Origin of the sequence: Muricauda sp. SCSIO 65647 (genome assembly GCF_021534965.1) — a bacterium.
Lineage (GTDB): Bacteria > Bacteroidota > Bacteroidia > Flavobacteriales > Flavobacteriaceae > Flagellimonas_A.
In genome coordinates, this window is record NZ_CP091037.1 from 1,927,920 (window position 1) to 1,948,322 (window position 20,403).

Here is a 20,403-nt window from a genome sequence, read left to right on the forward strand (position 1 = left end):
AGCGAAAAAAATGTCCCTTGCCCAAAATCTATAGGGCTAAGGAGTCAAAAATAATTTTGACTTAATCAACCGCATTTTGAAGAACCACAATCTTTACAAGTGAGACAGCCTTCTTGATAAATGAGGTTCTTTGATTTGCAGTTCTCACAAGTTTGCCCCTTTGCAGCGGTACCATCGGCCACGAATCGCTTTAAGGCACGGGCCACGCCATTTTTCCACGTATTGATCGATTCGCTATCGAGCTGTAGGCTGTTGATAAGGTCGACAACCTTTTCAATGGGCATGCCATGGCGCAGGGTACCTGAAATTAGTTTGGCATAGTTCCAGTACTCAGGGTTGAACTTATGCGACAGGCCTTCAATGGTCGTTTTGTAGCCCCTTTTGTTGGTGTATTGAAAGTCATAGCGAGAGGTGCCATCATCATTTCGGTTTTTGATGATCAGACCGTTGTTTACCCAACGGGGCAACAGAATGCCATCTTCATCATCGGCCAGACCGGTAAAAATCTCATAGGGCTTTTCATCGATAAGCCCTATGAATGCTATCCATTTGTCTTTGTTGTTTTGAAAGCGAACCACATCTGCCTCTAAGATTTCAGGGCGTTTGGTTGGGAAAGGTGTCAAACTTTCCCCTTTTTCCTTATTGTCATCATTTGAAATCAATACACCCGAACGGGAGCCGTCACGATATACTGTCACACCTTTGCAGCCTACTTTCCAGGCTTCTAGGTATAATTGTCCTACCAATTCTTCAGACACATCATTGGGTAGGTTGATGGTAACACTGATAGAGTGATCGACCCACTTTTGCACCGTCCCCTGCAGTCTTACCTTGCTCAACCAGTCCACATCGTTTGACGTAGCTTTGTAGTACGGTGACCGTTGTACCAAGGTATCCAACTCTTCTTGACCGTATTGTTTTTCGGTGTCGATCCCGTTAACCTGCATCCATTGTTTGAACCTGTGGTGAAAAACAACGTACTCTTCCCATGAATCCCCGACTTCATCCACAAAATCAACACGGGCATCCTTGTCGTTCGGATTTACTTTTCTTCTTCGTTTGTACACAGGAAGAAAAACGGGTTCAATGCCCGAAGTGGTCTGGGTCATGAGGCTTGTGGTACCGGTGGGGGCAATGGTCAAAAGGGCAATGTTTCGCCTGCCATGCTCCAACATTTCGTAATAGAGCTTCTCATCAGCTTTTTTGAGGCGCTGAATGAACGGATTTTCTTTTTCCCTTTCGGCATCGAAAATGGCAAATGCCCCTCGTTCCTTGGCCGTGTGCACTGAACCACGATACGCTTCGAGTGCAATGATCTTGTGTACTTCTTCTGAAAACAGATTGGCTTCTTCAGAACCATACCGCAGCCCCAGGGCGGCCAACATATCGCCCTCTGCCGTGATGCCAATACCGGTTCTTCTGCCTTCTGTCGCTTTTTTTCGTATGTTTTCCCAAAGGCTTCTCTCGACCGCCTTGGTATCTTCCAATTCAGGGTCTGCGTCGATTTTTTTCAGAATAGCATCCACTTTTTCAAGCTCTAGGTCTATGATGTCGTCCATTATGCGCTGTGCGGTGGCGACATGCTTTCTGAAAAGGGTAAAGTCAAAACTGGCTTTTGCGGTAAAAGGTTCGTCTATGTATGAGAATAGGTTAATGGCCAACAATCGGCATGAATCATAGGGGCATAGTGGAATTTCCCCACATGGATTGGTAGAGATGGTGCGGTAGCCTAGATCAGCATAACAATCAGGTACCGACTCCCTAATGATGGTATCCCAGAACAGCACCCCTGGCTCAGCCGATTTCCATGCATTGTGAACAATCTTGTCCCAAAGTTCTTTGGCCTCTATTTCTTTTGAATATTTTGGATTTTCACTATGCACGGGGAAACGCTGCAGATACTTTTCTTCTTTCTCTACGGCACCCATGAAGGCATCATCGACACGAACGGAAACATTGGCCCCGGTTACTTTTCCCTGCTCCATCTTGGCATCGATGAAGTCACCGGCATCAGGATGGTTGATCGAGACCGAAAGCATCAAGGCACCCCGTCGGCCGTCTTGTGCCACCTCTCTGGTAGAATTTGAGTAACGCTCCATAAACGGAACCAGGCCGGTCGAGGTCAAGGCTGAGTTCTTGACGGGCGATCCTTTAGGGCGAATATGGGAAAGATCATGGCCAACCCCACCCCGACGTTTCATCAATTGCACTTGCTCTTGATCAATTTTCATGATACCACCGTACGAATCAGATCGACCGTCATTACCGATTACGAAACAGTTTGAAAGCGAGGCAATTTGAAACGGATTGCCAATGCCGGCCATGGGGCTTCCCTGTGGCACGATATATTTGAAGTTCTTGATCAGGCCGAACACGTCATCTTCACTCAATGGATTTGGATACTTTGATTCTATTCGAGCAATTTCCTTCGCTATTCTACGGTGCATCTGATCGGGATCTTTTTCATAAAGGTTTCCCACAGAATCTTTTAAGGCATATTTGCTGATCCATACTTGAGCGGCCAGTTCATCACCATTGAAATAGGCCAGTGAAGCTTCATATGCCTCTTCATAGGTGTATAATTTTTGTTTGGGCAGGGCGGTTTTTGTTTGCATGCGTATCGGTTTTTGAACTTTATGAGTCGATGAAAAGCTGTGTAAAAATATAAAAATGATGAGAACCGTGAACATGACAAAAGTCATGAAGTGCACACAAAATGAAGGTTAAATACCTGATAAACAAATATTTAAAAAAATATCAACAACAGAAAGTTGACAAAAAATTGAAAGGAGCCAAAAGAATATGCTCAAAAATCAGTAAGGTAGACCACCTTTGTTTTAAAGATGGTATTTTCAGTATCGTCGTGGCTTGCCAAAAGCAGATAAATGTGTTTGCCGATAGTTTGAACTGAGCACATTATTTATCATTTTTGCCCCATGAGAACATTTGTGATCGGTGATATACATTCGGCATTGAAAGCCTTGGAGCAAGTGCTTGAAAGGGCAGGCGTAGGAGTAGGGGACAAAATCATTTTCTTGGGCGATTATGTAGATGCCTGGAGCCAAGCGGTCGAAACCATTGATTTTTTGATTGATTTGAATAAATCGCATAACTGCATTTTTATTAGGGGAAACCATGACGATCTATGTCGTGATTGGCTTTTGACCAAGAAAGACAATCCGTTATGGACGATGCACGGGGGTCAAGCGACCATGGAGTCGTATTCAGGGATCGATCAGAAAAAGTTGCAGCAACACTTAAAATTCTATGACGGTTTGGAGAATACCTATTTAGATACCCAAAACAGGCTTTTTGTCCATGCCGGATACACCAACTTGAAAGGCATAGCACATGAATATTTTGACAAGATGTTCTATTGGGACCGTACACTATGGGAGCTGGCCCGGGCGGTGTGCCCAAATCTAAAAAAGGGAGATAAAGATTACCCTCAACGGCTCACCCATTACCCTGAAATTTTTATCGGCCATACGCCCATCTCAAAAATGGGCCATGTCAAACCCCAACGGGCCGCAAACGTATGGAATATGGATACCGGGGCAGCGTTTAAGGGCGCTCTTAGCATTATGGATGTCGAAACGAAGGAATTTTGGCAAAGTGACCCGGTTCATACCTTGTACCCTAACGAGAATGGCAGAAACTAAAAGACCGGTCCCAAGAGAACCGGCCCGTTTTCTGGTCGGTCATGATTAAAACTTACCTGCTTTGTGTTCGTCTTGCCATTTGATAAGACCTTTCCATCTGCCCTGGTAGGCCATTTTTGCCTGCATTGGCCATGAAGAAGGATCATGAATACGATAGCGATCACCTCCCGAGTCGAGCACTTCTTGACACTTGGCAACTGAAGCCTCTGAAAGTGCTTTCCAGGTCTTGATATCGAACGAATGAAAAAGTTGTTCGATTTTTGGACCAATGCCCTCGACAATTTTGAGGTCGTCTTGTTTGACTTTCTTGCCTAAGGCCGCTTGGGCCGCTTTGCCATTAAAGGCAATTACCTTAGACTTCTCGGTGAGTGACGTAGCCGTAGGTGGCGTCGTGGAAAATTCTTTGGAAGCATCGGCCAATTTTTTGTTACAGGCTTCAAGATCGGCCTGCAGCTTTATGCTTTTGTCTTCAAGTGCCTTGATTTCGGCAGAGTTGTCAATGGCCGTATTATTGCCTTTCCCCCATAGATAGCCTAGAATTCCTGATATCAGACCCACTAAAAGTGGAATCAGCCAGCACCAGATATTTATATTTTCAAAATCCATTTTGTACGGTGTTTAGATTTGCTCCTTTCATTTGATGTAATGGCAATCTGTCGATTTTTGGCCTTTTCATCCCCAAGATGATTGGGTACGGCTTGCTCGGTTGTTGATTTGGTTGTTGTAGTTTCATGTGCGCGACAGCAGCTACAAAGTTTTAGATAGAAATAGATTCCTATCAAAACAACCAAAATGATTCCGATCGCACAGGCCAAACTTCTTCTCATGTCGCCTAAAATTGATAATCAGATGTACAAAATATTGAAAATCTTAGAAAAAAGTTAAAATTTTTCACATTAAATCTTAATTTCCAAATACTTACAGGTATGTAAATGGATATGGCAAAACAGAAAAAAAAGGAAAAATAACCAAGCATACACTTTTTGCGACCACTTATAAGGAAGCATGTTTTTCGTCAAAAGAATCTTATGATCTTTATACAAAGATTAGGTAAGGACCCTATTTCTCCCGACAAGGTTCCGGCATTGAAATGGGGTTTTCAATCATTAAGTTTGAGTTAGTTAAGTTGGTTCAAAACCATCTCCCACACTTCAAAAAGGGAGGTGGTTTTTTTATGGACACTATTTTGGCCAATATAGGTCAAATGGTAAAAAAATTCAATATATTAACCTGATAACCAAATAAATACGAAAAATGAAAAAATTACTCATGTTTGCCGTGGTATTGATGTTCGCGATGTCCTCTTTTGGGCAGGTGGCCTATTTGCAATATCGCGTGGTTCCCGCTGACCGTGAAGCGGAATTTGTAGAAAAAGAGACCAAGTATTGGTCAAAAGTCGCCAAGGCGGCCATTGACCAAGGAAAGATGGCCGGTTGGTCATTATGGAGAAAAGTTGGCGTTACCGAAGAGGGAGCTCCAAACTATGTTTTTGTGAATACATTTGAAAGTTTTGAAAAGGTCAATCTTGGCGAGGTTTGGTCTGCTGACAATTTGAAATCAATGGGAGTCTCTCCAGAAATGGTAGAGACCAACTCGTTTACCAAAGTACCGTTTGACTACTGGATGCAGTTGGAAGACATGGTCGAAGGAGATTACAAGTACGCTTTGGTGAATTATGCCATGCCCAAAAGCCTTTCAGCATTTATTCAAGAAAACAAAGAACTTTGGAAACCTCTTCACGAGAAAAACATCAAAAGCGGAAACTTGGGAATGAAATCATGGGGGCTGATGTCGGTGGTGTACCCCACTGGAAAACTGGCGAGGTTTTCGGTTTTGACCTGGGATGGGTTCGATAAAATGTCAGATGCCATGAATTACTTGAGGTATGACCCCGAGGGAATGGATGCCTCGTTTCAAGAAGTAATTTCAAAATCAAAAATGGGTGAAATTATGCCAGAAGGGGGTTTTGAATATAGTATATTATATGAGCTCGTAGATCGAATCGAGGCGAATGAATAATCGAAACAAGCCACTTGTTTTGAACTGAATATGGTCTAACGGCCACATTAAAGAGAAAACAGGATCAAGACCATCTCCTTGACTTTAAAAGGAGGTGGTTTTTTGTTGATGGGGTTCCATTCTTCAAAATTTTTGTGATCTACCGAATATACAGTAAGAGCTGACAAGCATAAAGAATTTCTTTCAGAAACCACATTACCCCTTTCAAACCAATTCTTTGAACAGTATATTGGGTATTGTGAAACGAGATGAAAATGAAAACCGCTATACTTAATTTTTTGACCTTTGGTTGTATGCTGCTCATTCTTGGGGCACAAAACTTGTTGCGTGGTAGCTGGACGGTTAGCGACACGGCCATTGCAAAAGAAAACAAAAGCGCAAAAGACCAATAGCCAACCGAATAGATCTTTGCTTCCGGAATAAAGATTCTTCGATCCCCATTGGCTGTAAAAATTCCCTGATCGTTTGAGCCAGTGCTATATCTGACAGCGCGAAGGAGCTAAGCGAACAGGGAATTTTTATGCTTGTTATAAGTCAAATTTTATGCCTTGCGCCAAAGGCAGCTCTGTAGTATAGTTGATAGTGTTCGTTTGGCGGCGCATATAGATTTTCCAGGCATCAGAACCGCTTTCACGACCTCCGCCCGTTTCTTTTTCGCCACCAAAGGCCCCACCGATCTCAGCACCCGAGGTGCCTATATTCACATTGGCGATGCCACAGTCGCTTCCGGCGGCCGACAAAAACTTCTCGGCTTCCCTAAGGTTATTGGTCATGATGGCAGACGAGAGCCCTTGTACCACGCCATTTTGTAACTCGATCGCGTTTTCGACATCTCCGGTATATTTCAATAGGTATAAAATAGGGGCAAAGGTTTCTTCTTGTACGATTTCGAAATCGTTCTTGGCCTCGGCGATCGCAGGTTTCACATAACAGCCACTTTCATGGCCATCACCGTTAAGAATGCCACCTTCCACAATAATGTTTCCGCCTTCGTCCTTGACTTTTTGCAAAGCCGCTTCGTACATCTTTACGGCATCGGTGTCGATAAGGGGCCCTACATGATTATTTTCATCGAGAGGATTACCGATACGCAGTTGTCGATAGGCATCGACCAAGGCATTCTTCACCTTCTCGTAAATTGATTCGTGGATTATCAAGCGCCTTGTAGAGGTACAGCGTTGGCCAGCAGTGCCCACCGCACCGAAGACAGCCCCGATGATGGTCATTTTTAAATCAGAATCGGGAGAGACGATAATCGCATTATTACCGCCAAGTTCCAACAACGATTTGCCAAGCCTCGATGCCACGGTCTTGGCCACGATTTTGCCCATACGGATGGATCCCGTAGCCGAAACCAACGGAATGCGCTTGTCATGGGTCATCATCTCGCCTACCCTGTAGTCGCCGTTGATGAGACAAGAAATACCCTCGGGAAGGTCATTTTCTTTCAGCACTTCGGCAATGATGTTCTGACAGGCGATCCCACAGAGTGGGGTTTTTTCTGAAGGTTTCCACACACAAACATCGCCACATACCCAGGCCAAGGCCGTGTTCCATGACCATACCGCCACAGGAAAATTGAAGGCCGAGATAATACCTACCACCCCAAGTGGATGATATTGCTCGTACATACGGTGCCCAGGTCTTTCTGAATGCATGGTGAGGCCATGGAGTTGGCGTGAAAGACCCACCGCAAAATCGCAGATGTCGATCATCTCTTGTACTTCGCCCAACCCTTCTTGGTACGACTTGCCCATTTCATAGGAAACCAATTTGCCCAAGGGCTCTTTCAATTCACGGAGCTTTTCACCGAATTGACGCACGATTTCCCCACGTTGGGGTGCGGGCACCTTTCGCCAGTGTTTGAACGCTTGGGTGGCAACCGACATCATTTTTTCATAATCTTCTTCAGTGGTCGTGCCCACTTTGCCGATTAGCTGGCCATCAACAGGTGAATACGAAGTTATGGGTTCTCCAGAGCCAAAATTTTGTGACCCTGTGGAAGTTCCTTCGTTCACGTCTTGTACCCCTAATTGTTGAAGGGCATTTTCTATTCCAAAATCCGTGGCTACCAATGACATATATAACTTTTTTGAGGTGTTTTGTTACATTTTTTGCAAAGCTACAAAGAATGGGCATCATGCCCCAATTACTTTTATAAATAAGAGGCTAACAATAGAAGAATGCCGAGCAACGCGGGCAGTGCTTGAACGATAAATATCTTTTTGGATACGGATATGGCCCCATAAACTCCGGCCACGGCCACACAGGCAAGAAAAAAAAGGGCCACATTGAATTGCCATGTGGCATTTTTGATCGTTAACGACCAAATAAGGCCAGCCGCCAAAAATCCATTATAAAGTCCTTGGTTGGCCGCCATCGTTTTTGTGGGTTCGAAGAGCTCCTTTGGAAATTTGCGGAACACTTTTTTGGCTTTGGTCGTCCAGGCGAACATTTCCAACCAAAGAAAATAGAGGTGTAACAGGGCCACCAGTGCAATGATGATTTTGGCAATGATCGACATCATATCATTTTTCAGCTACGAACCGTTCATCGACTTCCATCACAGTACCACAATTGTCGCACGTTCTTAGGTCTTTTGAACCATAAAAATATTCAAAGTGCTTCAAAAAGTCTTTTTCGATGTCATGTAAAGTAAAATAGGCCTCGTATAATTTGTGGTTACAATTATCGCAGAACCAGAGCAGGCCGTCGTCAACGTTCATTTCGGCGCGCTTTCGCTCAATCACCAAACCGATCGAGCCTTCATGTCGAACCGGGGAGTGGGGTACTTTTGCAGGGTGCAGGTACATATCACCAGGGCCGAGTTGCATGGTTTTTTTCTGACCATTTTCTTGTATATGAACCTCGATATGGCCCTCGAGTTGATAGAAGAGTTCTTCGGTTTCGTTGTAGTGGTAATCTTTTCGGGCGTTGGGACCTGCAACCACCATAACGATATAATCATCGGCATCTTTATACAAGTTTCGATTACCGACCGGTGGTTTTAGGGTATCACGGTTTTCTTCAATCCATTTATTTAAATTGAACGGAGTTGCCATGTCCATTTTCCAATTTTTCCGAAAGGTATGAAAAAGCCTCCAAAAAGGAGGCTCTTTACCAAACCATTATAAACATGTATCTGGGGATAATACTAAGTCCGAATCAAAATTTATTTACGAAAGAAAATCTGTGTGAAGTATAGATTTCCTTCATCATCTTCCTTTATGTTGATGGTGCTATGCGTATAATTGCCTTCGATGGTCTTTCTATGTGATTTGCTCTCTAGCCAACCTTGCAATGCTTCTTCATTGGTGTAATCTTTGGCCACATTTTCAGAAACATGGCCTGCACCGGTTTTTTTGGCCACACCTTTAGCCCTATCGTTGAAATTATCGTGGCTCAACTTGCCCTTCTTTATCATATACTCGTTGTGTTCACCGGCAAATGGGTACGCCTCGTTGCTGAACTGTAACTTTTTCAAGCCCATTTCGGCGCGGTGTTCGTTTACTAGATTGTGCAGGTTCTCTTCTAGATCGGTCGCAACCAATTTTGTGTTTTCAGAATTGCCACCTTGATTTTCAAATAGCGCTTCTTCTTCTGTTACCGAAGAAGGGGAGCATGAAAAGACCATCATGGCAAAAAGAAAAAACAGTAGATTTTGAAACTTCATGATTTGGGGAAACTTAGTCTTGTACATTTAGGTTTATTGCACTGCTAAAGTAGTTTTGAAAGCACTGGTCTTTGGCAAAAAGTCCGTGAGAGAGATTATTTTTTCGTTTATCTGTAAAACCAAGCCTCATACGGGCCAATCGACGAAAAACGACTAAAATTTCATCGATAAAAATAGAAGTTTCATAGGGTATTTGACCGTTTATCGAATAGAAAAAACCAATGAACGGAACCATGAAGACCAAGAGCCGCATCAAGTGTCAATTTTGTCGATGAACCACCTTTTATTGGTGTTATGCACAAACCTTATTTGAAGAAAATCTGGGTGTAATAGATGTTTCCTAGGTTGTCTTTTTTCACGCTGATGCCCGTATGGGTAAAATTGCCCTCAAGTGAAGATTTATGTGTAGGGCTGTTCAACCACCATTGCAATGCCTCTTCGGCAGTTTGAAAGTTTCTGCCCACATTTTCTGCAATCTCTTTGGCACTGGTTTCGGCATGTATCTTAGATGCCCGCTGTTCAAAATTATCATGACTTAAACTTCCTTTTGATATCATATAATCATTGTGGTCGTTTGCTACATCATATGCTATTGCATTAAGCTCAAGAATTCCCTCGCCAATGGACACACGATAATTATTGACCGATGCCAAAAGTTCGCTTTCCAATGTTTGAACATTAGTGGATTCAATAAAATCTGGTTCTTGCACTTCTTCAGAAGTACACGAAAGAAATAATAGAAATATCAGAGTAGAATACCTACGAAAAAAAACTGCCATTTTCATCTTCATGTTCTTAAGGCAGCTCAAGGAAGAATTGGGGGTTCTCCGTCAGCGTTTTCCATACTCGATCAAAAAACGCGGACAACAATGTTAACCGTTTTTTTCTTTAATAACAGGTTCTTTTCGGTAATGAGTACGATTTTTTGGAAGAAAAGCAGAAAAAGGGGAGTTGCTATTCGGTCATATGTTGATCGTCATCTTCTTTATTGAGCACCAAACTAAAGACAAATGCCCCAATTTCTTTGATGGGTTCATAGAGAATCGAATCTTGTCTTGTTTCTTCATTCACAAGGCTCAACGAAGTGCTCATCCTATCAAAAAATATAAGAAATGCCCCCAGAATAACCGCAACTTTAAGGGCGCCAAAGATGCCTCCAGCAATTTTGTTCAATAACCCCAACATGGCAAAATCGGCAATCTTGGTCAAGAACTTTCCCGCCAGATGAACAACCATGACAATGATGACAAAAGTGATGATAAATGCGGTGATCTTGATGTAGCGTTCGTTCCATTCCATGTTTTCGCCGAGATAATCCGCAGTGATATATGAAAAATGTATTGACCCGTAAATGCCGGCAATTAGCGCGATGAGCGAGGCGATTTCGACAAAAAGGCCATTTTTGAGTCCTTTGTAGAGACCCCAAACCAACATAATGCCAAGCACGATATCCAAAAAGCTCATGACCCAAATATAGGACATTGATTTGTACCTTTGAAGCATGGCGAGAGATACGTTGTTAAAAGAACGTTGGCAGCTATTGGTCGAAAAGCTTTCTGACCAATTTGCCGATGGTGATGTGCTCGAACTTGACAGTATCATTTATCTGGTCGGAGTACAGGAACTGGGACAATTGCACCGTAACTTCAAGAAAGATGAAAAAATCAATTTGATTCATATCGCCATTTGTAGGCTTTTGGAACCCTATGGATACTACGAATTCGATTTCTTTGACGACGAGGGCTGGCCGCATTACAAGGTAAAGGAAAATCTACCTCCCCTAAAGGCAGGTGAGCAATCAGTGCTGATGAAAGAGGCCATTGTCAACTATTTTTTGGAAAAGGAATATATCTTCTAAATGGAATTATCAAAACCTTACTATGCCGTAATCTTTACCAACATTAGAACTGAGGGTGATCACGGCTATGCCGAAATGGCTGAAACGATGGAAAAAATGGCACGAAAACAACCTGGATTTATCGATTTTGAAAGTGCTAGATCCGGTTTGGGCATTTCGATAAGCTATTGGCAGAATTTACGGTCCATTGCCGATTGGAAAGCCAATGTCGATCACCAAGTGGCCCAAAAAAAGGGTATTGAAGAATGGTACTCATGGTACAAGGTTCGTATTTGTCTGGTAGAACGCGAATATGAATTCACCAAACCATAACAATGGCCTCTTTGTAAGGGTGCCGCAAACCCTTACATTTGAAACTATTGTAAAAAACTGCTATTGAAATGAAAGAAACCTTACGATTTTCAAACCTTGACCGCAAAAAGACCATTGATGAACTTTCAAAAGAAGCATTTGACCTGGTTGTTATCGGTGGGGGCATAACGGGGGCCGGTATTGCGCTGGATGCCGCCTCAAGGGGATTGAAAACAGCACTGGTCGAAAAAGGGGACTTCGCTTCCGGTACCAGTAGTAAATCGACCAAACTGATTCATGGCGGACTGCGATATCTTAAGCAATTTGATTTTTGGTTGGTGAAAGAGGTGGGTTCAGAGCGGGCCATCGTACACAATTTGGCACCACACCTAGTATTGCCCGAAAAAATGCTGCTGCCCTTGATAGAAGGGGGGTCATATGGTAAATGGTTGACTTCGATAGGGTTAAAGGTCTACGATATTCTGGCCCAAGTGACAGGGGATGACAAACGGCAGATGCTCGACAAAAAACAAGCGTTGAAATTAGAGCCTTTGTTGCCAAAAAAGATCTTGAACGGTGCCGGTTATTATGCCGAATATCGTACCGATGATGCCCGGTTGACCATTGAGAACATCAAAACCAGTTTACAATATGGCGCAAAAGCGCTCAACTATGCCGAGGTAACTGATTTTTTGTACGGAGATGAAAAAGTGGCGGGCGTTAAGGTGAAGGATGTGGCCACAGGAGATGAGTTCGAAATCAAATCGAGATACGTTATCAGTGCAGCAGGGCCATGGGTCGATGAGCTGAGAAGCGTCAATAATTCAAAAAAGGGAAAGCGGCTGCACTTGACCAAGGGGGTGCATTTGGTTTTCCCACACGAAAAGCTTCCGGTGAAACAATCGGTGTATTTTGACATTCCTGATGGGCGTATGATGTTTGCCATTCCCCGTGGCAAGATCACTTATATCGGCACCACCGACACGAATTACAATTCTGATAAGGATAACGTGCAGACCGACTTGGCCGATGCGATTTACTTGATTTCAGCAGTGAACAATATGTTTCCTAAAATACAATTGGAAATGGAGGATATTATCTCTTCATGGGCGGGCTTGCGGCCGTTGATCCATGAAGAGGGCAAATCGGCTTCAGAGCTTTCCCGAAAAGATGAGATTTTCACTTCTGATACCGGACTTATCAGTATGGCAGGTGGAAAATTGACCGGTTATCGCAAAATGGCCGAGCGGGTCGTCAACCGCGTTGCCAAGAAACTGGAAGAAGATCATGGCGTTGAGGTCGGCAAATGCAAGACAGATGTGATTCCGCTTTGCGGCAACGATTTCAAAAGGTCGAAACATGTTGAAAAGTACATCGCCAAGGTATATGGCCAGATCAAAAGTGACGGTTTCTCTGAACACGATGCTTGGTACTTGGTGACCACCTACGGTGTACAGACCGAGCAGATTTTAAAGTACTACACAGGCTTCAAGAACAAAGATATTTATACTCGGCTAATTCGGGCAGAGTTGAAATTCGGCATCGAAAATGAAATGGTGCTCAACCCTATGGATTTCTTCATCCGTAGAACCGGTCGCTTGTATTTTGATATCGACAGCGTGCGCACTTTTATGGAGCCGGTTTTGGAAGATATCAAAAAAGCGTATGGTCATGATGCCCAACAAATGAACGCTTTTAGAGAGAAAATGGAAGAAGAACTCGAAAAGCACTCAGATTTTTCATTGGAGCGAGCGTTTTGATTTATAAACCTACCATATCTCTAGCCCATTCTATAATGATATTGATGGTGCCCTCGTCCCAAACGCCTTCTTTGCCTTCGAAGGAGTTTTTGGGGGTATCGTGAATGGTGTTCCAATGGTCAAGTCCTGGATACTCATGAATAATGTGGTCGGTATGACCATTTCTTTTGAGTACATTGATAATCATTTGGTTATCAAAAGATGACATAATCCAATCATGTTCGCCCCTTAAAATACGAACGGGCACTTTAATTTTTTCCCATTGCCCGGCAAGGTCGAAATTTTGCAACTGTTGATAGTATCTGACCGGCCTACCATACATGTGATTTGGTGGGTGATAGTTGAACTCAGAAAGGGCCGGGTACTCATTGACCACTTCTTGATACGTTTTCTTCTTTATCAACATTCCATAATAGAGCGGAATGTAATATTTGTTTAACAGTGCTACGATTTCCGATTCACTGTGTCCTTTAAACTCAAGTATTCGACGTTCGATCTCTAACATATGTTCGAACCAAGTCTTGAAAAAAGTGCCATCAGAAATGACTCCCGCCAAATTAAACTCATTGGCAAGCAAAGGGGCTATGGCACTTCCCATACTTGAACCGTAAACGATAATTTTTGAGGTATCTACGTAGGGTTTTGATTTCAACGTTTTGATAGCTGCCCGATATCCTTCAAGATCCATTAAAAAATCTGACTGGCTGCAATTGCCCTCACTATCTCCTACTCCGGGTTTTTCGATCCGCATGACCACCATACCTGACTTTTCGACCAGATCTTTGATGGTCTGTACCCAATTTCCCTTTCTTGTGGGATAGACTTCGATACTCGAGCAACTCAGTCCTCCGATCAAGACTACAGCTGGTTGTTTGCCCGTTTTATTTGGTTTTGTGATAATAATCCGCTGGGTGATGCCATAAATGCTGGTGACTTCTTCATAAAAAGTTTCCAGACCTTCGTGGGTTTCTTTCGGGCGCTCGTTGAAAGCAACCTGAAATTGCACCTTCTTTTGGTTTCGAACAATTTCTAATTTAGTGGTCTCACCACCTCTCAGGTCATACAAAATATCGCTCCAAACGTCCTCATCGGCTATCTGGGTCCCATTTACGGCAACAATTATATCGTTGGGCAATACACCGGCTTTTTGTAGAGGGCTGTCATCGTTGATTTTTTTTACGATTGCACCGGGTTTATTGTTTGTTGGCGACGCAATCATAGCTTCTAGGCTTGCTCTTCTTTGCAAGGTCTGGGCATTTGTTGCTGTATTCAAAAGAAATAGTGTCACTAAAAGAACTAAGGCAGAAAAAGGCTTCATGGCATAGAAATATTTTAAGTTCTATTTAAAGTTAGATTGGTTACTTTTAGGGGTCTGGGATTTTATTCGAACGCTGGGGATTTTTATGTCTACCGAGGATTTACGATGATAAAAAAGTTGATTGATGTCTTTGAAAACAAATTTTTACCTTTTTAGATCAAGAATTCTCACGCATGTGGTCTTCTGGTTTTTGTATTATCTGCTATTCGGATTTTTGTGGGCCGGAGATAAAGGTTATTTGGCTTCTTTTTACCTAGAATTTTTATTGTTGCCGATTCGGATGATGGCGGTGTATATGGTCATTTATCTTTTGTTGCCCAAATTTTTGATTAAAGGCCGATACAAGACTTTTTTTGCAGGATATGTTCTTGTTTTACTCATGGGGAGCGTGTTACAACGTTTTTTCATCCATTTCTTTTACGAAGAATTATTATTGAATGATTTTAGCAATGGCCTATTCGGAATAAAATCGTTGTTGCGGGCGATGGTCTTGATCAATACCACGGTCTTACTTGTTCTAGGCGCAAAGCTTTTTCAGTTATGGGCGGTTGAACATGAAAAAAATAAAGTGAACGAAAATGAGATTTTAGAAATAAAAGCGAATCGAAAAACCCATCGTATTGCGATAAATACCATTCTTTTTATTGAAGGTCTTGGCAATTATGTGACCTTTCACCTAGAAGATACCTCGAAAGTGACAAGTTACGGTAGTATCAAAGGGGTGTTACAGCGATTGCCGAATAATTTTAGAAGAGTGCATAAATCTTACATCGTCAATAAAGATCATATCAAATCATATGACGCGATGAGCATTGATATACAGAACAAGACCATTCCCCGCGGAAAAAGTGTTAGCACAGAAGTGCTTTTAGATTAGGTAAAAGACTTGAATGGCAACTGGTGGCTAATCCAATTTTTCAGTCAGTTCCTTTATGGTTTTTTGGGCGTTCTTTCCTTCATAGAGAATGCCGTACACAGCATCAATGATCGGGGTCTTAACCTTCTTTTCAAGCTCTGATTTGATTTTATGCGCACTCTTGACCGCATAATAGCCCTCGGCGACCATGTTCATTTCCATTATGGCGCTTTTTACCCTATAGCCCTTTCCGATCATATTGCCAAACATACGATTGCGGCTAAAGGTCGAATAGCCCGTGACCAACAGATCGCCCAGATAGGCTGAGTGGTTGATGTTTCTATCGATATTATGAATGCGCTTGGTAAAACGTTTCATCTCACGAATGGCATTGCTCATCAATACACTTTGAAAATTGTCACCATATCCCAAGCCATGTGCTATACCGGCGGCTATGGCATAGATATTCTTGAGCATGGCGGCGTATTCGGTTCCGATGATGTCATCAGAAATTTTGGTCTTGATATAGTGGCTGTTGAGATGTTCGGCCAAAAGTTCTGCCTTGTCTTTGTCATTGCAGGCAATGGTGAGATATGACAGTCGTTCCAAGGCCACCTCTTCAGCATGGCATGGCCCCGTAATGACCCCGATATTTTCATAGGGGATATCGTATTTCTCATGAAAATGTTCGCCAACGATCAATCCTGATTCGGGCACAATGCCCTTTATGGCCGAAAAAATGATCTTACCATTTATCGGCACAGTGAGTTTATGAAGTTCTCCATCCAAAAAAGCAGAAGGAATTGCAAAAATGAGCAATTCAGAACCGTGGACCGCCTCGTTGATGTCATCGGTTAGGTTCAAATATTCGGTATGCAGTTCAACCGAACTTAAATAGTTGGGGTTGTGCCCCTCTTTTTTGATATGCGCTATAGCATTCGAGTTGCGCATGTACCAATGAACGGTGTCTAGATTTTCGGTAAGCATCTTGACAATGGCAGTGCCCCAACTTCCACCCCCCAAAACGGCAATCTTTATAGGTCTTGACATAGGTTGAATAAAGTTCAAAAGTAGCCAAATCCAAAATACTCCATATTAAATATTGATTATCAGTATGTTGTGATTTTTGGCATGGTGCTTGGTATTTTATTTGTGAACCATAAGACCAAATGATATGAGAGCAAAAAAACTACTATTCACATTATTGGGTATCGGCCTATTGGCCAGTTCATGTTATACAGAAGTACTATTGGATGATGACTTCATTGTCGATTCGGCCATCAATACCGATCAAGTACTACGATCATTCGATTTGTGGTATGTCGATATTAATGCTACTACTGGAAATGGGGAAGTACCTTTTTTACAGAGGGCTTTCACCGTATCTTTTGATAATGGAATACTCTTGGCCAACAATAATATTGTAGGTATTGGTAAAACGGGCAATGGTTTTGGCATTGATGTCGGCTCTTACGCCACCTTACCGGGCACCGTAGAGATTGACCATGATATCGACGGCCTGTGGCTGCTCGATGTCTTTGCCATAAACGGCAATACGTTGGAACTGTATGACCCAAGAAGCGATACTTCCTACTTTTTGAGGGGCTACCAGCGCCATAATTTTGATTACGATCTTGTCTTTTATGACAATCTTGATTATTTCTTGCAAGAATATAGGGCTTGGGAGAAGACCTTTACCAGTGAACTAGGTGCCGTTAACGAATTTGACAATGAAAATTTCCTGCGATTCTTTCCTGGGAATGGTGGTTATTTTCAATCATCGGTTGATGCTGTGGGCACATCAATCCCCAACTTGGTTTGGGATTATGAAGGCGATTACCAGATTTACGATACCGATAATGAAATGCTCAAAACTTTAACACTCGATTATGACTTTTTGGGCAATGATTATTTTGAGCTGTACGTTATTGATGATAGTACGATTGAACTTTATCACGCAGCTAGTGAAACGGTTTATGAGTTTCGAGGTAGAGGATTTATGCAGTATTTGAAATCGAACGATAAGAAGATGGGTAAAAAGCGTACGAGAACGGATAATAAAAAGATGAACGTAATTCAAAAGCGTAAAATGTAAGGATATGTAATGGTCATCGACTATTCAAATAAGTTTTTTGGTTGGTTATTTAGTTAGAAACCGCCCCAAGCATCTTCAGCTCGGGGCGGTTTTTTTGTTCGAATGAATTCCGTATACCCCTCTGGGGGATCACTAGGTCTGAACCGAACATGATCAAATTGGCCCTGATTATGAATATCGGGGTCTTTTAATTCCAACTCAATTTCGTAACTTTCTGGTTATGAATCCAGAAGAAAAAATAGAAATGGGCAACAAAGCCCATAAAGAGATTCCAGGCAATCCTTCGACCGCGACCACAAGTACAAAAAAGCTGAATGACCGTTCAGACGGAGAGCCGTTGCGCGTACTGTCTGAAGCGGATTGGAAATTCTGGATCGAAAACGGCTACGTCATCATCAAAAATGCCGTGCCGAAAGAACAGGCAAAAGCCACGGCAGGTTTTCTGTGGGAGTTTGAAGAAAAAAAACCCGATGACCCAGAGACTTGGTACATGGCGCCTCGTGCCGAGATGCAGATGAAAGAACTGATCGGCACGGGCATGGTCGAAATCTACAATCACCAATTGTTATGGAACAATCGCCAAACCCAAAAGGTATACGACGCTTTTGTGGATATCTGGGGAACAGAAAAATTATGGGTTTCCATTGATAGGGCCAATCTGAACTTTCCCAATCGACCAGGATTTGAGCAAAAAGGGTTTATCCATTGGGATTATGACCCAGAAACCAAGCCCCAGAATGTTCAAGGCGTCTTGGCTTTGGCCGATCAGCTTGACACAACAATGGGTGGATTTCAATGTATACCGTGGTTATTCAGAAATTACGATACTTGGAAGCTTACCCAGCCCGAAGATCGAGACCATTTTCAGCCCGATGTTACCGGTTTGGAGGATAAAATTGTCAAAGTATCCATGGAAGCTGGTGATCTGCTCATCTTCAATAGTCTTCAACCACATGGAATCCGTCCCAATAAATCAAAAGACAAGGTACGTATAGCCCAGTATATCTCTATGATGCCAGCAGAAGAAGACAATGAAGCAATTCGCGACTGGCGCATCCATTCATGGAAAAATAGAGTGGCCCCCGAGGGCTATGCTTTTCCCGGTGATCCTAGAAATTGGGAACGTGATAAATATGAAACGGCCCAGCTTTCAGAATTGGGTGAAAAACTATTGGGTTTAAAAAGGTGGTGATCATTCCCTTATCTTGCCCAAGAAGACACTGACATTCGGATTCTTCGGATTACCATTTGCCCTGCGCATCAACACGATTTGCCCTGTATGGTAGATGCAGTCTGAGAGCATGCCGTTGAGCATGTTCCAGAAGGGAAAATCACTTTTTTTGTCACCGCGTTGAAAGATGACCTTCGAGTTTTCAAAATCATCGTCTTGCATAGCGGAATAAAGTTTGCTCGCCGCCTGTAAATTTTCTAAGGTCTTTTTGCGAAGCTCATCAAATGAATAATGGCCAAAATCTTTGGGTTGCACATTGGGCGTGGCACTGGGGGCGTTCAAAATGGTTTCTGACATGCTATGGATGTGCTGCAGGGTCTCCATAACGGTTCGGGCCTCTTCAGAGGGTTTATAGTCAAGGTCTGATGGCGTCAAACCATCAGTCGCCCAATAATAGCGAAAACCGAGACCATCGACCAACCGTGAAACAATGTTTCCAGAAGTATATTCGGAAGGATAGTCAGGAATTTGGTGATAAGGCAGACCCATTTCTTGAGCTTGAACATTGATGATCAAAAATAGGAACAAAACACTGAGACAAGGTTTCATAGGCGATATATTATTCGATGCAACCTTTGTAGAACGGAGCAAAGGCATGTACCTCAACATTGAAAAGATGGTGCTGTACGGCAATATCAGAATTAACAAGTTTTTTGGCGGCGTCAAGATTGGGGGCCTTTAACACGATCATGCCGGTATCAGCATATCGAGCACCCAAGGTGATGATAGTATCATTACGAAGCTTTTTTAAAAAAGCGGAATGGTCTTTGAAATAGGGTTGTTCATTAGGAGATTTTTCGGTATTCCAATTCTCCCCCACGGTATAGAGAACCACAAAAAGAGATTCTTTTTTATCGTCTGTTTCTTGGCCCGTCACCAACATGGGAACCAAAAGAAATAAGAAGAGTAATCGCATCATGTAAAATTAAGGCATTCGTGTGCTCCAAATTTCATAGATAGGTTGGCCTTTGCTGCTAAGCCCTGAATGGTGCCAACCACCATCTTTTAGTTCATAATCGAACTGTAGGCTTGCCCCGACCCGGGAATTATCGCGTGAGAAAAACTCGATGTTCTCGGTGTACTTGCCTTCTGCCGTGGTATAGGTGCCCCCGCCGGTACCCATAAACTCTGCTGTTTCGGTGTTGTAGGCAATCCATTGAAATCGGGTGCCCGACAGAATTTTCATGGTCTTTCTCGGCCTGTTGGTATCCATCTGGCGCATCTCATCGTTTTGTTTACGCCCTGAAATCAGCCACGCCCCTGCCAAATCACCGGGAGTACCATCATCGATGCGCTTCCAAACCATATCAACATCTTTGATGCGCAATTCATCGCTATCGAAAATTACTTCAAAAGAAGTTGTGGTGCCAACCCGTTCAGGTTTCTTGGTGTCGAATTCGATCGTCTCGGTCATCGTATTGCCATCTAAGCTCCAAGTGCCTCCGTTTGTGCTTACAAAGGCTCCTGTTTCGGCATCGTAAAAAGTGGCCGCTTGATAGCCATCGGCAAAAATGACCACATTTCTGAGCAGGTTGCCTTCATGGGAGGTAGTGGCCTCCCAAGCCCCGATAAGCGACTGCCCCTGAATCGAAAGTGAAAAGATCAACAATAGTGACGGGAAGAGATATTTTTTCATTTTC

At 43.0% G+C, this 20,403-nt stretch carries 22 protein-coding genes; 9 read left to right on the forward strand and 13 right to left on the reverse strand.

Annotated elements, in window-relative coordinates; all coding sequences use genetic code 11:
- Positions 1 to 65: 65 nt before the first annotated feature.
- On the reverse strand, positions 66 to 2,615 hold the full coding sequence (locus L0P89_RS08570; RefSeq protein WP_235264687.1) for an adenosylcobalamin-dependent ribonucleoside-diphosphate reductase: 2,550 nt from the start codon (positions 2,613 to 2,615) through the stop codon (positions 66 to 68).
- 321 nt (positions 2,616 to 2,936) lie between these two features.
- Between L0P89_RS08570 and L0P89_RS08575 the strand changes: the two genes are divergently transcribed.
- Positions 2,937 to 3,662, forward strand: a complete 726-nt coding sequence (locus L0P89_RS08575) for a metallophosphoesterase (RefSeq protein WP_235264688.1) — start codon at positions 2,937 to 2,939, stop codon at positions 3,660 to 3,662.
- Positions 3,663 to 3,707: 45 nt separating this feature from the next.
- On the opposite strand, the gene L0P89_RS08580 is transcribed toward L0P89_RS08575, so the two are convergent.
- Complete coding sequence (locus L0P89_RS08580; RefSeq protein ID WP_235264689.1) at positions 3,708 to 4,268, reverse strand: hypothetical protein; 561 nt, start codon at positions 4,266 to 4,268, stop codon at positions 3,708 to 3,710.
- Between the two features lie 648 nt (positions 4,269 to 4,916).
- On the opposite strand from L0P89_RS08580, the gene L0P89_RS08585 reads away from it, so the two are divergent.
- Both L0P89_RS08585 and L0P89_RS08590 read left to right on the forward strand, forming a co-directional pair.
- Entirely contained in the window at positions 4,917 to 5,681 is a 765-nt protein-coding gene (locus tag L0P89_RS08585) for a hypothetical protein (protein ID WP_235264690.1), read from the forward strand.
- 254 nt (positions 5,682 to 5,935) lie between these two features.
- Positions 5,936 to 6,073, forward strand: coding sequence for a hypothetical protein (locus L0P89_RS08590; RefSeq protein ID WP_235264691.1), 138 nt, complete (start codon positions 5,936 to 5,938; stop codon positions 6,071 to 6,073).
- Positions 6,074 to 6,208: 135 nt separating this feature from the next.
- On the opposite strand, the gene L0P89_RS08595 is transcribed toward L0P89_RS08590, so the two are convergent.
- The 6 genes from L0P89_RS08595 to L0P89_RS08620 form a co-directional block, all read right to left on the reverse strand.
- Positions 6,209 to 7,762: an aldehyde dehydrogenase family protein gene (locus L0P89_RS08595; RefSeq protein ID WP_235264692.1), complete on the reverse strand. Its 1,554-nt coding sequence runs from the start codon at positions 7,760 to 7,762 to the stop codon at positions 6,209 to 6,211.
- A 74-nt stretch (positions 7,763 to 7,836) separates the two neighbouring features.
- Positions 7,837 to 8,205 (reverse strand): DUF1304 domain-containing protein, encoded by a 369-nt coding sequence (locus L0P89_RS08600; RefSeq protein ID WP_235268012.1) that lies wholly within the window; start codon positions 8,203 to 8,205, stop codon positions 7,837 to 7,839.
- 4 nt (positions 8,206 to 8,209) lie between these two features.
- Positions 8,210 to 8,749, reverse strand: coding sequence for a 3-hydroxyanthranilate 3,4-dioxygenase (locus L0P89_RS08605; RefSeq protein WP_235264693.1), 540 nt, complete (start codon positions 8,747 to 8,749; stop codon positions 8,210 to 8,212).
- A gap of 104 nt (positions 8,750 to 8,853) precedes the next feature.
- Positions 8,854 to 9,354, reverse strand: coding sequence for a CAP domain-containing protein (locus L0P89_RS08610; protein ID WP_235264694.1), 501 nt, complete (start codon positions 9,352 to 9,354; stop codon positions 8,854 to 8,856).
- 305 nt (positions 9,355 to 9,659) lie between these two features.
- Positions 9,660 to 10,133: a CAP domain-containing protein gene (locus L0P89_RS08615; protein ID WP_235264695.1), complete on the reverse strand. Its 474-nt coding sequence runs from the start codon at positions 10,131 to 10,133 to the stop codon at positions 9,660 to 9,662.
- 175 nt (positions 10,134 to 10,308) lie between these two features.
- Entirely contained in the window at positions 10,309 to 10,818 is a 510-nt protein-coding gene (locus tag L0P89_RS08620) for a CvpA family protein (protein ID WP_235268013.1), read from the reverse strand.
- A 37-nt stretch (positions 10,819 to 10,855) separates the two neighbouring features.
- On the opposite strand from L0P89_RS08620, the gene L0P89_RS08625 reads away from it, so the two are divergent.
- From L0P89_RS08625 to L0P89_RS08635, 3 genes are all read left to right on the forward strand, one after another.
- Entirely contained in the window at positions 10,856 to 11,212 is a 357-nt protein-coding gene (locus L0P89_RS08625; RefSeq protein WP_235264696.1) for a hypothetical protein, read from the forward strand.
- Complete coding sequence (locus tag L0P89_RS08630; RefSeq protein WP_235264697.1) at positions 11,213 to 11,524, forward strand: antibiotic biosynthesis monooxygenase family protein; 312 nt, start codon at positions 11,213 to 11,215, stop codon at positions 11,522 to 11,524.
- A 68-nt stretch (positions 11,525 to 11,592) separates the two neighbouring features.
- Entirely contained in the window at positions 11,593 to 13,263 is a 1,671-nt protein-coding gene (locus tag L0P89_RS08635; protein ID WP_235264698.1) for a glycerol-3-phosphate dehydrogenase/oxidase, read from the forward strand.
- A gap of 1 nt (position 13,264) precedes the next feature.
- Here L0P89_RS08635 and L0P89_RS08640 read toward each other — a convergent pair whose 3' ends face one another.
- Positions 13,265 to 14,509: a PDZ domain-containing protein gene (locus L0P89_RS08640; protein ID WP_235264699.1), complete on the reverse strand. Its 1,245-nt coding sequence runs from the start codon at positions 14,507 to 14,509 to the stop codon at positions 13,265 to 13,267.
- A gap of 196 nt (positions 14,510 to 14,705) precedes the next feature.
- On the opposite strand from L0P89_RS08640, the gene L0P89_RS08645 reads away from it, so the two are divergent.
- Positions 14,706 to 15,458, forward strand: a complete 753-nt coding sequence (locus L0P89_RS08645) for a LytR/AlgR family response regulator transcription factor (protein WP_235264700.1) — start codon at positions 14,706 to 14,708, stop codon at positions 15,456 to 15,458.
- A gap of 27 nt (positions 15,459 to 15,485) precedes the next feature.
- On the opposite strand, the gene L0P89_RS08650 is transcribed toward L0P89_RS08645, so the two are convergent.
- Positions 15,486 to 16,487, reverse strand: a complete 1,002-nt coding sequence (locus tag L0P89_RS08650) for an NAD(P)H-dependent glycerol-3-phosphate dehydrogenase (protein WP_235264701.1) — start codon at positions 16,485 to 16,487, stop codon at positions 15,486 to 15,488.
- 124 nt (positions 16,488 to 16,611) lie between these two features.
- Between L0P89_RS08650 and L0P89_RS08655 the strand changes: the two genes are divergently transcribed.
- Both L0P89_RS08655 and L0P89_RS08660 read left to right on the forward strand, forming a co-directional pair.
- Positions 16,612 to 17,532: a nicotinic acid mononucleotide adenyltransferase gene (locus L0P89_RS08655; RefSeq protein ID WP_235264702.1), complete on the forward strand. Its 921-nt coding sequence runs from the start codon at positions 16,612 to 16,614 to the stop codon at positions 17,530 to 17,532.
- Positions 17,533 to 17,752: 220 nt separating this feature from the next.
- Positions 17,753 to 18,724: a phytanoyl-CoA dioxygenase family protein gene (locus L0P89_RS08660; protein WP_235264703.1), complete on the forward strand. Its 972-nt coding sequence runs from the start codon at positions 17,753 to 17,755 to the stop codon at positions 18,722 to 18,724.
- Here the strand turns inward: L0P89_RS08660 and L0P89_RS08665 are convergent, their stop codons facing one another.
- Genes L0P89_RS08665 through L0P89_RS08675 form a run of 3 tightly spaced genes read right to left on the reverse strand, consistent with a single transcriptional unit; the run spans position 18,725 to position 20,399 of the window.
- Positions 18,725 to 19,312 (reverse strand): DinB family protein, encoded by a 588-nt coding sequence (locus L0P89_RS08665; RefSeq protein WP_235264704.1) that lies wholly within the window; start codon positions 19,310 to 19,312, stop codon positions 18,725 to 18,727. It abuts the gene before it with no gap.
- A 10-nt stretch (positions 19,313 to 19,322) separates the two neighbouring features.
- Positions 19,323 to 19,682, reverse strand: a complete 360-nt coding sequence (locus L0P89_RS08670) for a YciI family protein (protein WP_235264705.1) — start codon at positions 19,680 to 19,682, stop codon at positions 19,323 to 19,325.
- 6 nt (positions 19,683 to 19,688) lie between these two features.
- Complete coding sequence (locus L0P89_RS08675; RefSeq protein ID WP_235264706.1) at positions 19,689 to 20,399, reverse strand: membrane or secreted protein; 711 nt, start codon at positions 20,397 to 20,399, stop codon at positions 19,689 to 19,691.
- Between the last annotated feature and the right edge of the window lie 4 nt (positions 20,400 to 20,403).